The 15027-nt window shown below is 56.9% G+C and carries 14 protein-coding genes; 13 read left to right on the plus strand and 1 reads right to left on the minus strand.

Annotation, left to right across the window (positions count from 1 at the left end):
* Positions 1-83: 83 nt before the first annotated feature.
* The 5 genes from miaB to lnt all read left to right on the plus strand — a co-directional run bounded on the left by miaB (position 84) and on the right by lnt (position 5645).
* The gene (gene miaB / locus B6S09_RS01670; protein ID WP_094276752.1) at positions 84-1514 is read left to right on the plus strand and encodes a tRNA (N6-isopentenyl adenosine(37)-C2)-methylthiotransferase MiaB; all 1431 of its coding nucleotides are present in this window, start codon (positions 84-86) and stop codon (positions 1512-1514) included.
* A gap of 214 nt (positions 1515-1728) precedes the next feature.
* The gene (locus tag B6S09_RS01675; protein WP_094276753.1) at positions 1729-2781 is read left to right on the plus strand and encodes a PhoH family protein; all 1053 of its coding nucleotides are present in this window, start codon (positions 1729-1731) and stop codon (positions 2779-2781) included.
* Complete coding sequence (gene ybeY / locus B6S09_RS01680) at positions 2778-3242, plus strand: rRNA maturation RNase YbeY (RefSeq protein ID WP_094276754.1); 465 nt, start codon at positions 2778-2780, stop codon at positions 3240-3242. The genes B6S09_RS01675 and ybeY overlap by 4 nt, the downstream gene beginning before the upstream one ends.
* Before the next feature lie 3 nt (positions 3243-3245).
* A complete protein-coding gene (gene corC / locus B6S09_RS01685; protein ID WP_094276755.1) occupies positions 3246-4127 on the plus strand; it encodes a CNNM family magnesium/cobalt transport protein CorC in 882 nt (293 codons plus the stop codon).
* Positions 4128-5645: an apolipoprotein N-acyltransferase gene (gene lnt / locus B6S09_RS01690; protein WP_094276756.1), complete on the plus strand. Its 1518-nt coding sequence runs from the start codon at positions 4128-4130 to the stop codon at positions 5643-5645.
* An 86-nt stretch (positions 5646-5731) separates the two neighbouring features.
* Here the strand turns inward: lnt and B6S09_RS01695 are convergent, their stop codons facing one another.
* Complete coding sequence (locus tag B6S09_RS01695) at positions 5732-6217, minus strand: zinc ribbon-containing protein (RefSeq protein ID WP_094276757.1); 486 nt, start codon at positions 6215-6217, stop codon at positions 5732-5734.
* Between the two features lie 116 nt (positions 6218-6333).
* Here B6S09_RS01695 and leuS point away from each other — a divergent pair, with 116 nt between their 5' ends.
* The 8 genes from leuS (at position 6334) to rodA (ending at position 15024) form a co-directional block, all read left to right on the plus strand.
* Complete coding sequence (gene leuS, locus B6S09_RS01700) at positions 6334-8913, plus strand: leucine--tRNA ligase (RefSeq protein WP_094276758.1); 2580 nt, start codon at positions 6334-6336, stop codon at positions 8911-8913.
* 126 nt (positions 8914-9039) lie between these two features.
* Positions 9040-9525 (plus strand): LPS-assembly lipoprotein LptE, encoded by a 486-nt coding sequence (locus B6S09_RS01705; RefSeq protein ID WP_094276759.1) that lies wholly within the window; start codon positions 9040-9042, stop codon positions 9523-9525.
* Positions 9525-10547 (plus strand): DNA polymerase III subunit delta, encoded by a 1023-nt coding sequence (holA, locus tag B6S09_RS01710; RefSeq protein ID WP_094276760.1) that lies wholly within the window; start codon positions 9525-9527, stop codon positions 10545-10547. Before B6S09_RS01705 ends, holA begins: the two co-directional genes overlap by 1 nt.
* The gene (gene nadD, locus B6S09_RS01715) at positions 10544-11194 is read left to right on the plus strand and encodes a nicotinate-nucleotide adenylyltransferase (RefSeq protein WP_094276761.1); all 651 of its coding nucleotides are present in this window, start codon (positions 10544-10546) and stop codon (positions 11192-11194) included. Before holA ends, nadD begins: the two co-directional genes overlap by 4 nt.
* 47 nt (positions 11195-11241) lie before the next feature.
* Positions 11242-11571 carry a ribosome silencing factor gene (gene rsfS, locus B6S09_RS01720; RefSeq protein ID WP_417605379.1) on the plus strand — a complete coding sequence of 110 codons (330 nt, stop codon included), beginning with the start codon at positions 11242-11244 and terminating at the stop codon, positions 11569-11571.
* Positions 11568-12038: a 23S rRNA (pseudouridine(1915)-N(3))-methyltransferase RlmH gene (rlmH, locus tag B6S09_RS01725; RefSeq protein ID WP_094276763.1), complete on the plus strand. Its 471-nt coding sequence runs from the start codon at positions 11568-11570 to the stop codon at positions 12036-12038. Before rsfS ends, rlmH begins: the two co-directional genes overlap by 4 nt.
* A gap of 3 nt (positions 12039-12041) precedes the next feature.
* A complete protein-coding gene (mrdA, locus tag B6S09_RS01730; protein ID WP_094276764.1) occupies positions 12042-13931 on the plus strand; it encodes a penicillin-binding protein 2 in 1890 nt (629 codons plus the stop codon).
* Positions 13924-15024, plus strand: coding sequence for a rod shape-determining protein RodA (gene rodA / locus B6S09_RS01735; RefSeq protein ID WP_094276765.1), 1101 nt, complete (start codon positions 13924-13926; stop codon positions 15022-15024). The genes mrdA and rodA overlap by 8 nt, the downstream gene beginning before the upstream one ends.
* The last annotated feature ends 3 nt before the right edge of the window (positions 15025-15027 follow it).

Below are 15027 nucleotides of genomic sequence, written 5' to 3' on the forward strand. Positions count from 1 at the left end.
TGGATATTATCTGGCCACTCAAGGGAGAAAAGAGTAGAATGCGCGGTCCAAAATGCACGACCCATAGCACTAACTAGAGCGCCATGAGCAAAAAACTTCATATCAAAACCTGGGGCTGTCAGATGAACGAATACGATTCATCCAAGATGGCCGATCTGCTGGATGCCAGCCACGGCTACCAGCTTACCGAAGAAGCAGATCAAGCCGATGTACTGTTGCTTAACACCTGCTCCATTCGCGAGAAGGCCCAGGAGAAGGTCTTTCATCAGCTCGGGCGCTGGCGTCCGCTTAAAGAAGCCAACCCCAAGCTGGTGATTGGCGTGGGTGGCTGTGTGGCCTCTCAGGAAGGGGACGCCATTCGCGCCCGCGCACCTTTTGTGGACATTGTATTCGGCCCGCAAACCCTGCACCGGCTGCCAACCATGATCAAATCCGTGCTGGAAGGACGCGGTGCCCAAGTGGATGTCGAGTTTCCCGAAATCGAAAAGTTCGACAATCTGCCCGAGCCCAAAGCTGAAGGCGCAACTGCCTTTGTCTCCATCATGGAAGGCTGTTCCAAATATTGCTCCTTCTGCGTGGTGCCTTATACCCGCGGCGAGGAAGTCAGCCGCCCGCTGGACGATGTTCTCTATGAAATTGCCCAGCTTGCCGAACAGGGTGTACGGGAAGTCAACCTGCTCGGCCAGAACGTGAACGCCTACCGGGGCGACACCTTTGATGGTGAAATCTGCACTTTTGCCGAACTGCTGCGGCTGGTCGCCGCCATCGACGGTATCGACCGTATCCGCTACACCACCAGCCATCCCATTGAGTTCACCGACGACATTATCGAGGTGTACAAGGACACCCCGGAGGTGGTCAGCTTCCTGCATCTGCCGGTGCAAAGTGGTTCGGATCGCATTCTTACCCTGATGAAGCGCCCGCACACTGCCCTTGAGTACAAGTCCAAGATCCGCCGGCTGCGGGCTGCTCGCCCCGATATCACCATCAGCTCCGACTTTATTGTGGGCTTCCCCGGTGAAGAGGCAGACGACTTTGAAAAGACCATGAAACTCATTGAGGACGTGGGCTTTGATATGAGCTTCAGCTTTATTTACAGCCCGCGCCCCGGTACCCCGGCCGCCGATCTGCCCGATGATATCTCGATGGATGAGAAAAAAGAGCGGCTGTATCGCTTGCAGAGCACCATTAATAACCAGGCTCAGCTGATCAGCCGGCAGATGCTCGGCTCCACCCAGCGTATCCTGGTAGAAGGCCCGTCCAAGCTGAACCCCATGGAACTGCGTGGCCGCACCGAAAACAACCGGGTGGTAAACTTTGAAGGCCCGCACAGCCTGATTGGCGGCTTTGCTGATGTGGAGATCACCGAAGTGATGCCTCACAGCCTGCGGGGTAAATTCCTGCACGGTGAAGACGGCATGGATCTGCGAACCCAAGTGTCTCCCCAGAGCATTCTGGCCCGCCGTCCCGATGGCGTGCCCGACAACACCGGTGTGGCAACCTTCACCCCTTAACAGCAGCCGTAAGCTATCGGCTTAAGCGGTAAGGCAGACAGTATTGACTGCCATCACCGGGCTTTGTCCAGACCATATCATCATATTCAGTTATGATGATGGACAAACCCGGTGATGTCATCAGACTACCGATAGCACTCCAGCAGGAGTGTGTTTGTTTTAGCGTCAAGCTTACGGCTTACAGCTTAGAGCTTTTTTGGCAACAGGAGTTACCTTGACAGCCAACGTCACTCATCTGGATCTTGAACTGCAACCCGCCGACGGCCAACGCCTGGCCAGCCTGTGCGGCCCCTTTGACGACAACGTCAAACAGCTGGAACGTCGTCTGGGGGTGGAAATCAATCACCGTGATGAGCATTTTCAGATTGTCGGCCCGGAACGTCTGGCCCGGGTAGCCAACGACATCATCACCCGCCTCTATGTGGAAACCCAGTCGATCAAGGGACAGCCTGTGCCCGATATTACGCCGGAGCACATTCATCTGGCCATCAAGGAAAGCCAGGTACTGGAACAGGACGACGAGGAAGAAGCCAGCAGCGGCTATCGCTACGGCAAGGAAGTGGTGATCAAGACCAAGCGGGGTCTGATAAAGCCCCGCAGCCCGAATCAGGCGCACTATGTGGCCCATATTCTCAGCCACGACATCACCTTTGGTATTGGCCCGGCCGGTACCGGTAAAACCTACCTGGCGGTGGCGGCGGCGGTCGACGCGCTGGAGCGTCAGGAAATACGCCGCATTCTGCTCACCCGCCCGGCAGTGGAAGCGGGCGAAAAGCTCGGTTTTCTGCCCGGTGACCTGAGCCAGAAGGTGGATCCTTATCTGCGTCCGCTTTACGACGCCCTGTTTGAAATGCTGGGCTTTGAGCGGGTGGAGAAGCTGATTGAGCGCAATGTGATTGAAGTGGCCCCGCTGGCCTATATGCGTGGCCGCACCCTGAATGACGCCTTTGTGATCCTGGATGAAAGCCAGAACACCACGGTGGAGCAGATGAAAATGTTCCTTACCCGTATCGGCTTTAATTCCAAGGCCGTGATCACCGGCGATATCACTCAGATTGACCTGCCACGCAATGCACGCTCCGGTCTGCGCCATGCCATTGAGGTACTGAGCGGCGTCGAAGGACTGTCGTTTAACTTCTTCCGTGCCGAAGACGTGGTCCGTCACCCGGTAGTGGCCCGCATTGTACGTGCCTATGAGGCCTTTGATGACGCACAGAAACGTCAACAGGAGAGCAACAAGCCCCTCCATGGAGAGTCGCAATCATGACCCTGTGGCTGGATCTGCAAATCGCCTGTGATGAGGCCCCCGGCCTGCCGGCAGAACAGGATATTGAAACCTGGCTTGCCGCGGCCCTTGACGGTGAACGCGATGAAACCGAAGTGACCGTACGCCTGGTGGATGAGGCCGAAAGCCAGGAGCTTAATCGGGACTACCGCGGCAAGGACAAACCCACCAACGTGCTGTCGTTTCCCTTTGAAGCGCCCCCCGGCGTGGAGCTGCCGCTACTTGGCGATCTGGTGATCTGTCGTCAGGTCGTGGAGCGGGAAGCAGCCGAGCAAAACAAGCCCTTGCAGTCCCATTGGGCCCATATGGTGGTACATGGTTGCTTGCATTTACTCGGGTTTGACCATATTAAGGATGATGAAGCCGACATCATGGAAGCCAGAGAGATCCGTATTCTGGCCCGGCTGGGCATGGATAACCCCTATCAAGACGACGAAGGTTAACAAGTGAGCGACGACAATTCACACTCAGACAACGGTTCGTCCGCAAAGAAAAACTGGCTTGAACGACTGGGCCAGATGTTTCAGGGCGAACCGAAGAACCGGGAAGAACTGGTTGAAGTGATCATGGACGCAGGTGAACGGGATCTTATCGATCAGGACACCAAAGACATGATTGAAGGCGTACTGGAAGTCAGCGAGCTCAGGGTTCGTGACATTATGATACCCCGCTCCCAGATGGTAACGGTGGAGAAGTCCCAACCGGTTTCCAGCTTCCTGCCCATGATTATCGAATCGACGCATTCCCGCTTTCCGGTGGTGAATGAAGACAAGGATCATATCGAAGGCATTCTGCTGGCCAAGGATCTGCTGCCTTACGGCTTTGGCCTGACCGCAGAAGACTTTTCCATCGATAAGATATTACGCCCGGCGGTCGTGGTGCCCGAGAGCAAGCGCCTCGACAAACTGCTGAAGGAATTTCGCGAAGAACGCTATCACATGGCCATTGTGGTGGATGAGTTCGGCGGTGTTTCCGGCCTGGTCACCATTGAGGATATTCTCGAGCTTATTGTCGGCGATATTGAAGATGAGTTCGACGCTGAAGAAAGCGCCGAAATCCGTCAGATCAGCAAACGGGTGTTCTCGGTCGCGGCGCTCACCGACATTGAAGACTTCAACGATTTCTTCAATACCGATTTCAGCGACGAAGAAGCCGACACCGTGGGGGGCCTGGTCATGCATGCCTTTGGTCACCTGCCCGGCAAGGGCGAACAGCTGGAACTGGGTGGGTTTGTATTCAAGGTCGCTCATGCCGACCGTCGACGTCTGCTGCAATTACAGGTTAAGATACCGGACAATCAGGAAACCTCCTCTTCGGAACCGGTATAAGTGCTTAAACTGCTGCCAATATTCGGGGCCCTGCTTTGCGGGGCCCTTGGCGTTCTGGCCTTCAGCCCCTTTGACTTCTGGCCTCTGGCCCTGGTGTCACTGACCGGCCTGTTCGCCCTGACGCATCACTGTTCGCCCGCCAGCGCGGCCCGTCGTGGTTTTGTCTGGAGTCTGGGTCTCTATCTGCCCGGCCTGTGGTGGATCCACAACAGCATGACGATATTCGGCGGCCTGCCGCTGCCGGTTGCCTTTGTGCTGGTGGCATTACTCGCTGCCTATCTCAGTCTTTATACCTCGCTGGCACTCTGGCTGTCACACCGTCTGGTGGCCTCTCCCCGGGCCCGGCTGTTGTGGGTACTGCCGGTATTGCTGATTGCTGCCGACTGGCTGCGGGGTTGGGTGCTCACCGGCTTTCCCTGGTTGTGGTTTGGCTATTCTCAGCTCGATGGCCCGCTGGCGGGCCTGGCACCGGTGTTTGGGGTGCAGGGGATCAGCTGGCTGCTAACCTTTACTGCTGCCGTACTGTGGTGGCTGGGGCGCGAACGGCGCTGGCGTGCAGCCCTCTTTGCCAGCCTGCTCTGGGTTCTCAGCGTGGCCAGCCAGCAACTGCAGTGGGTCTCCCCCACTCAGCTCTTACGGGTGGCACTGATACAGGGCAATATCGAACAGTCATTAAAATGGATTCCGGGCCAGCTGGAGCTGAGCCTGAAGCGTTACCTGGATCTGACCCGCCCGGCAGTAAATGCCGATGTGGTGATCTGGCCCGAGTCGGCGCTGCCAGCCTCGGAGCAGCAACTCGCCCCCTGGCTGAAACAGGTGGATCAGCTCATGTTTGAGCGAGGCCAGAGCCTGATTACCGGCCTGGTATCACGCCCCGAGGACGGCGAAGTTTATAACGCCGTCCTCGGTCTTGGCAGTGGCCAATACCAGACCGGCCAGAGCAACCGTTACTACAAGCAACAACTGGTCCCCATCGGCGAGTTTGTACCCTTTGGTAATCTGCTGCGACCGCTGGCCCCCTTTTTTAACCTGCCCATGTCGTCTTTTTCCCGGGGTGAGGCCGGCCAGCCCGACCTGCACGCCGCCGGACAGAATATGAGTGTGGCCATCTGCTATGAAGTTGCTTTTCCCGGACTGGTACGCGACAACATGAAACCGGATACCGACTTCCTGCTCACCGTCTCCAACGACACCTGGTTTGGCCGCTCCATTGGCCCCTGGCAACATCAGCAAATTGCCCGCATGCGCGCGCTGGAGCTGGGCAGGCCCATGATAAGGGCCACCAATAACGGCGTCACGCTGGTCACTGATGAAAAGGGCCGTATCAGCGCCAGCCTGCCACAATTTGAACAGGGGGTACTGACCACGGAGGTCATTGGCATGAGTGGCCTGACCCCTTATGCCCGTTTTGGCAACGGCCCTTTGCTGGGGGTACTGGTCCTCAGTCTGCTGATCGCGCTGCGCTGCCGCCAGCCGGAAACCCGGCTGGCCATGGCACAACGACAACTATTTAAATAATCCGGTTCCGGCCCCCGGCCGGACTTTCCGGGCGGCAAGCCTGACAACGCTCATCACCGCCACGGAAAGAAGTGGCTCGTCTCTGTTCAGGGCGTGAGCGGATGGCGAATAAAGGTATGGTGGTTACACTCCAGACAGGTGCTCAACACCTCAGGGTGGGTAACTTCATGACGATGAGCACACAGGGCACAGTCGTAAAGACCGGGACCCACGACTTCGCCGGCCTGATATTCACCATGGTGAGCCAGATCTTCGCCCAGCTCCTGCCATTCCAGCTGACTTTTATCGGTCATTCCTGACAGCCAGCCCCATACGGTTTCACTGATACGCCGGTAAAACAGACTATCTCTAAAACTGCCTTTTTCCTCGCCAAACGCAGCAAGATCCCGTTTTACGTATTCGGCAATCAGTGCCAGTTCATCCTTGGTCAGGTCGCCGGCGGCTTCCATATAAGCCTGGGTTTTTTCCACCGCCTCACGCAGCGTGGTGTTTTCAGCCATTTCCCACTGGCGCTGCAGCTCTTCTACAAAGGCGTCGTACCCTTTTTTATGCTTATCTTCTTTCTCGCTCATGACAGTGTCCTCACAGTCAGTGCCGGGGCCGTGCTATTGTTGCCGGCTACCCCCTAAGGTATTCTATGCCGATTTATCGCTGGTGTTACCACTCATTTACGGAGCCGGACGTCATAATGCAAGAGCAATACAACCCCCAGAATATCGAACCCCAGGTGCAACGTCACTGGGACGAACAGCAGACCTTCAAGGCCACAGAACAAGCCGGCAAAGACAAGTTTTATTGCCTGTCAATGTTCCCCTACCCTTCTGGTCAGCTACATATGGGGCACGTCCGTAACTACACCATAGGCGACGTTATTTCCCGCTATCAACGACTTCAGGGCAAAAACGTGCTCCAGCCCATTGGTTGGGACGCCTTTGGTCTGCCCGCCGAAAACGCCGCCATCAACAACAAGACGGCTCCGGCCCCCTGGACCTACGAAAACATCGACTACATGAAAAACCAGCTCAAGCGATTGGGTTTTGGTTACGACTGGAACCGTGAGCTGGCTACCTGCACCCCGGAATATTACCGCTGGGAACAATGGTTTTTCACCAAGCTGTATGAAAAAGGTCTGGTATACAAAAAGACCTCTTCCGTTAACTGGTGCCCCAACGATGAAACCGTGCTCGCCAACGAACAGGTCGATGACGGTTGTTGCTGGCGCTGCGACACCCCGGTTGAGCAAAAAGAAATTCCTCAGTGGTTTATCAAGATCACCGACTACGCCGACGAGCTGCTGCGCGATATCGATGAGCTGGAAGGCTGGCCCGAGCAGGTGAAAACCATGCAGCGCAACTGGATTGGTCGCAGTGAAGGTGTGACCCTGCGCTTTGATGTGGCCGGCAGCGACGACAGCTTTGAGGTTTACACCACCCGTCCGGACACCCTGTTTGGCGTGACCTATGTAGGAATTGCAGCCGGCCACCCGCTGGCCGCTAAAGCCGCCGAAAACAATCCGGAGCTGGCTGCCTTTATCGACGACTGCAAACACAACAAGGTCGCCGAAGCCGAGATGGCCACCATGGAGAAAAAAGGCATGGCCACCGGCCTGATGGCAGTACACCCGCTGACCGGCAAGCAGGTCCCGGTGTGGGTCGCCAACTTTGTGCTGATGGACTACGGCTCCGGCGCCGTGATGGCAGTACCCGCCCACGATCAGCGCGACTATGAGTTCGCCGGCAAATATGGCCTCGACATCGTTCCGGTGATCAAGCCCGCCGATGGCAGCGAGCTGGATGTAAGCAACGACGCTTACACCGAAAAAGGAGTGCTTTTTGACTCCGGTGAATTTAACGACATGAACTTTGAGCAGGCGTTTGACGCCATTGCCGCCACTCTGGAAAAGAAAGGCCTCGGCAATAAAACCGTGAACTTCCGCCTGCGTGACTGGGGCGTAAGCCGCCAGCGCTACTGGGGTGCACCCATTCCCATGCTCAACCTGGAAGACGGCTCCGTGGTCGGAGCCCCCGAAGACACTCTGCCGGTAGTGCTGCCGGAAGACGTGGTGATGGATGGCATTCAGAGCCCGATCAAGGCCGATCCGGAATGGGCCAAAACCACTTATAACGGCCAGCCGGCCCTGCGTGAAACCGACACCTTCGACACCTTTATGGAGTCATCCTGGTATTATGCCCGCTACTGCAGCCCGAACTACGACCAGGGCATGCTTGATGTAGAAAAGGCCAACTACTGGCTGCCGGTGGATCAGTACATCGGCGGCATCGAACACGCCTGTATGCACCTGCTGTACGCCCGTTTCTTCCACAAGCTGCTGCGTGACACCGGACTGGTCGAATCTGACGAGCCGTTCAAGCGTCTGCTGTGTCAGGGCATGGTTCTGGCCGATGCCTTCTATTATAACGACGACAAAGGTGGCCGGGTCTGGGTAAGCCCGCTGGACGTGACCGTTGAACGGGACGAAAAAGGCCGGATCAAAAAAGCCGTGGACGCCAAAGGGCGCAAGCTTGTGCACACCGGCATGACCAAGATGTCCAAGTCCAAGAACAACGGTATCGATCCCCAGGTCATGGTCGACAAGTACGGTGCCGATACCGTGCGCCTGTTTATGATGTTTGCTTCTCCCGCCGACATGACACTGGAGTGGTCCGACTCCGGTGTGGAAGGTGCCCAGCGTTTCCTCAAGAGGGTATGGAAGCTGGTATTTGAGCACCAATCCCACGGCACTGCACCTGCACCGGACTTGGCCAGCCTTAATGCCGCCCAGAAGACCCTGCGCCGGGAAGTACACAAAACCATCAGCAAGGTGAGCGATGACATCGGCCGCCGACAGACCTTCAACACCGCCATAGCCGCCATTATGGAGCTGCTTAACCATCTGGCAAAAGTGGACATGAGCGATGACCAGAACCGCGCCCTGCTGCAGGAAGCGCTGGAAGCCGTGGTGGTGATGCTGCACCCGATTGTGCCCCACACCTGCTTTGAGCTGTGGCGCGCCCTGGGCCACAAGGATATCGATCACGCCGCCTGGCCAGAGGTTGATGCTGATGCCCTGGTGGAAGACGAGAAGCTGGTCGTCGTACAGGTAAACGGCAAGGTGCGTGGCAAGATCACCGTGCCAGCCAATGCCGATAAGGATGCCGTAGAAGCTGCTGGCAAGGCCGATGAAAACGTGGCTCGCCATCTTGACGGTAAGACGGTGCGCAAGGTTATCTATGTGCCTGGCAAGCTGCTGAATATCGTGGCGAACTAACCGCCATGGTCGTCACCCCGCCTGCGCGGAGGTGACGACCATGAAAGCGCCGTGACGGTCCCAGAACCGGCACGGCGCTTTCATCTGTTTCGGCTTATGGCTTAACGCTGTTTTTAAGGAGTAGTTATGCTCTCTCGAATCAAGGCCATCGTACTGTTGTCACTGACCCTGATACTGGCCGGTTGTGGCTTTCAGTTGCGGGGTGGTGAGAATCTGCCGCCGGAGCTGCAGCGACTGGTACTGAACGGGGATGATAAAACCCAGTTTTACCGACTGGTGTCGGCCCGTCTGCTGCGAGCCGATGTAGTGCTGGTTGAAAACGATGGCGACACTCCCGTCCTGACCATTACCGGGGTCGCTCAGGGCAACACCACTGCCTCGGTTAAACCATCAGGCGATGCGCTGGAATACGCCATGCGATTTGGCACTCGTTTTACCCTGGACATGCCCGATGAGCCGCGCCAGGTATTTAACGTGGCCTTTAACCGCAGCTTTCTCGACAAGTCGGCTCAGGCACTGGCGTCCAGCCGGGAACAACAACAACTGCGCGAGCAGATGGAACATGAAGCCGCCGAACAGATTGTGCGGCAACTGAGCCGTCTGTCGTTCTGATGCGTCTTTATCCCGAACAACTGGGCAAACACATAAAAGCAGGGCTGGCGCCCTGCTATTTCGTTTATGGTGACGAACCTTTACTCAAGCAGGAAGCGCTGGATGAACTACGCCGGGCTGCCCGGGCACAAGGTTTTGATGAACGCCACAAGTTCGACGCCGACGAGGGCCTTGACTGGGATTCCATTTTCGATGCCAGCCAGAGCCTGAGTTTATTCAGCAGCCGGCAGATCATCGAGCTGGTACTACCGGAGAAACTGGACAGAACCGCGTCTGACCGGCTCAGAGAGCTGCTGCAACAGTGCCATGCTGATCTGCTGTTACTGATAAGTGGCCCCCGCCTGAATCAGCAACAGCAGAAAACCGCCTGGTACAAGGCACTGGCAGAAGCCGGGCCGGTGGTACCGGTATTTACCCCTGACGCCCGCCATCTGGCCCGCTGGCTGGAGCTGCGTCTGCGCCGTCATCAGCTGTCCGCCGAGCCTGATGCCCTTCACTGGCTGACACTGGCCTTTGAAGGCAACCTGCTGGCCGCTGCCGGCGAGATCGAAAAACTGGCGCTGCTTGATTTGCCCCAGCCACTGACCCTGGCAGAGCTACAACAACAGGTTCAACCCCATTATCATTTCAATCCCTTTCAACTGCTGGATCCGCTGTTACAAGGCAAGGTAAAACGAGGCTGCCGCATCCTGCAGCAATTACGCCAGGAAGGGATTGAAGCAGGCATGCTGTGCTACCTGCTGAGCAAAGAGCTTAACACCCTGCAACAGCTTCAGGCCGCCATGGCAGACGGCCAGTCCTTTCAGCTGGCCGCCGGCAAGCTGCATGTGTGGTCCAGCCGACAGCCATTGATGCAGGCCGCCTTAAACCGGCTGCGGGGGCCTAAAATAGCCGCGTTATCCCGCATGCTGGCTGCCGCCGATGCCGCCGTGGCTACCTTTGATGACGACAACGCCTGGCGCTGGCTGCAAGCCCTGTGCGTTGGTTTTCTCGACGATAAAGAACCCGTAATATTGCCATGACTGCACCCATCGGATTACTGGGGGGAACCTTTGACCCCATTCATATTGCTCATTTGCGCACCGCCATTCAGGCCAGAGAGCAACTGGGCCTGAGTGAAGTCAGACTGATGCCCAATCATATTCCTCCTCACCGCGCCACCCCCGACAGCGCTCCGGAGCACCGTCTGGCAATGACCCGGCTGGCGGCGGCGGCAACACCGGGGCTGACAGTGGACCAACGGGAGCTTAACCGAATCACTCCCTCCTATACGGTAGACACCCTGATTGAGCTGCGTGCCGAGTTGGGCCCCTCTCGGCCACTGTGTTTTATTATGGGCATGGACTCCTTGTGCAGTCTGGATAAATGGCACCGTTGGCAGGAACTGCTTGACTACGCCCACCTGGTGGTCAGCCACCGCCCGGGCTGGACGCCCGAACTGAACCCCACCCTGGCCGCTCTGTATAACAACCATGGCACACAAGACAGAGAAGCCCTGCACCTGGTTTCCGGCGGCCATATCTTTCTGCTCGATAACCCCGAGCTTGAGGTATCGTCCACCCAGATACGGGATTACATCCGGCGTGGGAACAATCCGCAATATTTATTGCCGGATGCGGTGGCGAACTATATTCGACAACAAGGACTCTATAGCGGCAGCATGGTATAATTTACGGTTATTTCATTAAGGAGAATTCGCTCTTGCAAGACAAAGAAATGTACGACTTCATCGTCGACAAACTGGATGATCTAAAGGCCCGTGACATTCGGGTACTGGATGTCACCGATAAATCCACCATCACCGACTGCATGATTATCTGTTCCGGCAACTCCAGCCGCCACGTCAATTCCATTGCCGATCACCTGGCTACCGAGGCCAAGCATGCCGGTCTGAGCCTGCTGGGTATTGAGGGCCAGGATGCCGGTGAATGGGTGCTGGTTGATCTGGGCGATGCCATTGTGCACGTGATGCAGGAAGAAACCCGCGACTTTTATCAGCTGGAAAAACTCTGGGGTGGCAACACCGTCGGAGCCATGGCCGGATGAAGCTGCAGTTGGTGGCGGTCGGCACAAAAATGCCGGCCTGGGTAACCACAGGCTTTCAGGAATATCAGCGTCGCTTTCCCCGGGATATGCCGCTGGAACTGATCGAGATTACCGCCGGTAAGCGAGGCAAAAATGCCGATATTGACCGCATTCTGCATAAAGAAGGCGAACAGATGCTGGCCGCCATCAACAAATCGGCCCGCATTGTGACTCTGGATATTCCCGGCAAGCCCTGGACCACGGAGCAACTGGCAGAGCAACTGACTCGCTGGCAACAGGATGGCCGCGATGTCGCCATCCTGATTGGCGGTCCGGAAGGACTGGCACCGGCCTGTAAAGCGGCCGCCGAGCAAAGCTGGTCGCTTTCACCCCTGACCTTGCCACACCCCCTGGTAAGGGTTTTGGCTGCGGAAAGCCTCTACCGAGCCTGGAGCATCAACAACAACCATCCGTACCACCGGGAGTAAACCGTGGCCAGATCCCGGGTAAAAATGCGCGACCATGTCGCCGAGTCTTCTCTGCACTGGCGGCGTACCCTGGTGTCGTTTATCGCCATTGTCTTGCTGATGGCGGGATTGTTTACCAATCTTTATCACCTGCAGGTCAATGAGCATCAGAGCTACCAGACCCGCTCCAACGACAACCGCATCAAGGTAGTGCCTATCGCTCCTACCCGGGGGCTGATTTACGACCGGAATGGCGTACTGCTGGCAGAAAACCGGCCTATTTACAGCCTGGAAATCACACCGGAAAAGTCCGCCGACCTGGAAGCCACAGTCGATGAGCTGATAGTCCTGCTGAACCTGGATCCGGCACTGAAAGAACGCTTCTTTCATGATGTGCAGCGTAACCGCCGTTTTAACCCGGTGGTACTGGTCAGTCGCCTGGATGAGGACCAGGTAGCCCGCTTCAGCATTAACCAGCACAAATTCCCCGGAGCCTCCATTGAGGCTTACCTGAAGCGCTTTTACCCCTACCGGGATACGTTGACCCACGTGCTGGGCTACATGGCCAAAATTAACGACCGGGACGTAGAGCGGCTGAAGGAAGACAACAAGCTGGCCAACTACGCCGCCACCAGGGATATCGGCAAGCTGGGGGTTGAGCGCTATTACGAAGACTTGCTGCATGGCCATGCCGGCTTTCAGGAAGTCGAAGTCAACAACCGCGGCCGGGTGATCCGCACCCTGCGCTATGAGCCGCCGGTGCCAGGCAGCGATATTTACCTGAACCTGGATATCCGACTGCAGCAACAGGCCCAGACATTGCTGGCGGAAAAACGGGGGGCCATTGTGATGATGACGCCTGAAGATGGCCAGGTACGCGCACTGGTATCCAACCCCAGCTATGATCCCAACCTGTTTGTACACGGCATCAGCAGCCCCGACTACAAAGCGCTGCTGCAAAACCCCGATCGGCCGCTGATCAACCGTGCCAGCCAGGGCATTTATGCGCCCGCTTCCACGGTGAAACCCATGCTGTCGATCATGGCTCTGAATGAAGGGGCCATCACCCCCTCAACCCGCTTTTTTGGCGGACCCTATTTCCAGATCCCCAACACCAAGCGTAAATTCCGCGACTGGCGACGCTGGGGCCATGGCTGGATGGACGTCTACAGGGCCATTGAAATTTCTGCCGATACTTTCTTTTATGACATCGCCTACCGGCTCGGCATTGATACCATGAATGATTACATGACCCGCTTTGGCTTTGGGCAGAACTCGGGTATCGATCTGCACGAAGAAGCGACCGGCACCATGCCATCCCGGGACTGGAAACAACGCCGCCACAAGCAGCCCTGGTATCAGGGCGATACCATTTCCGTCGGCATCGGCCAGGGTTACTGGACGGCGACACCACTGCAACTGGCCCGGGCCACCTCCATCATGGTGGATCATGGCGATACCGTACATCCACGTCTGCTGAACGCCATTGTTATCAATAATAAAAAGGTCGAGATGCCGATCAGCCACGGTGAGCCAATCACCCTGAAGCAGGATAATCACTGGAACGTGGCCCTTACCGGCATGTGGCGCGTCATCAACGGCAAGGAAGGCACGGCACGCCGCGCCTTTGCCAAGACACCCTATGTCGCCGGGGGCAAATCAGGTACCGCCCAGGTGTTCAGCCTGGCGGAAAACCAGCAATACGACCACAAAAGCCTGCGCGAACACCTGCGCGACAATGCCCTGTTTATCGGGTTTGCGCCCTATGACAACCCGGAAGCCGTGGTCTCGGTGGTACTGGAGAACGCCGGCGGCGGCAGCTCTCAGGCCGCCCCTCTGGCCAGGGCCATGCTGGACGCCTTCCTGCTGCCCGATACCTCCACTACCGATGAGGAAGTCATCGCCCATGAATAAGCACCGTCGCACCCTGGGGGAACGCCTGCATCTGGACTGGCCACTGCTGGCCGGTGTGCTGCTCTTGCTGTGCTCAAGCCTGGTTATCCTTTACTCCGCCAGCGGTGAGGATCTGCATACGGTTACCCGTCAGTGCATGCACATTGGCTTATCCCTTACCGTTATGGTGGTGCTGGCTCAGTTTCCTCCGGGTTTTTATGCCCGCTGGGCACCACCGGTCTTTATTGCCGGGGTCATTTTGCTGGTGCTGGTACTGGTTGTGGGGGATGTCGGTAAAGGGGCTCAGCGTTGGCTGGAGGTAGGTTCCTTTCGCTTTCAGCCTTCGGAAGCCTTAAAACTGGCCATGCCCATCACCATCGCCGCCTATATCAGCCGTTATCCTCTACCTCCCAGCCTGCTGCATGTGGGCGTGGCGTTTGCTCTGGTGCTGGTGCCAACCCTGCTGATAGCCAAACAGCCTGATCTGGGTACCTCTCTGCTGGTGGCCGCATCGGGCTTGTTTGTGATCTTTCTTGCCGGTCTGCCCTGGCGTCTAATCCTGCTGGCACTGGCCGGAATGGCGGCCTTTTTACCGGCACTCTGGTATTTCCTGATGCACGATTATCAGAAACGACGGGTGCTGACTCTGCTGAACCCCGAAAGCGACCCGCTGGGTGCCGGATATCATATTATTCAGTCAAAGATTGCCATTGGTTCCGGGGGCATTTGGGGCAAGGGCTGGCTGCACGGCACTCAGTCTCAGCTGGAGTTTTTACCCGAGCGCCATACCGACTTTATTTTTGCCGTCCTGGCTGAAGAGTTCGGCTTGGTGGGAGTCACGCTGCTGATCCTGTTATATCTGTTTGTGATCGGCCGTGGCCTGCAGATTTCGGTGCAAGCTCAGGGCGCCTTCCCCCGGTTGCTGGCCGGCGCAGTGACGCTCACCTTTTTCGTGTATGTCTTCGTGAATATCGGCATGGTCAGCGGCCTCCTGCCGGTCGTGGGGGTTCCGCTGCCACTTATCAGTTATGGCGGTACCTCCATGGTGACACTGATGGCCGGATTTGGCATTCTCATGTCCGTATGTACTCACAAACGCCTGTTGGCAAAATAACAA

This window comes from Oceanimonas baumannii (genome assembly GCF_002245495.1).
In the GTDB taxonomy this organism is placed as follows: domain Bacteria; phylum Pseudomonadota; class Gammaproteobacteria; order Enterobacterales; family Aeromonadaceae; genus Oceanimonas; species Oceanimonas baumannii.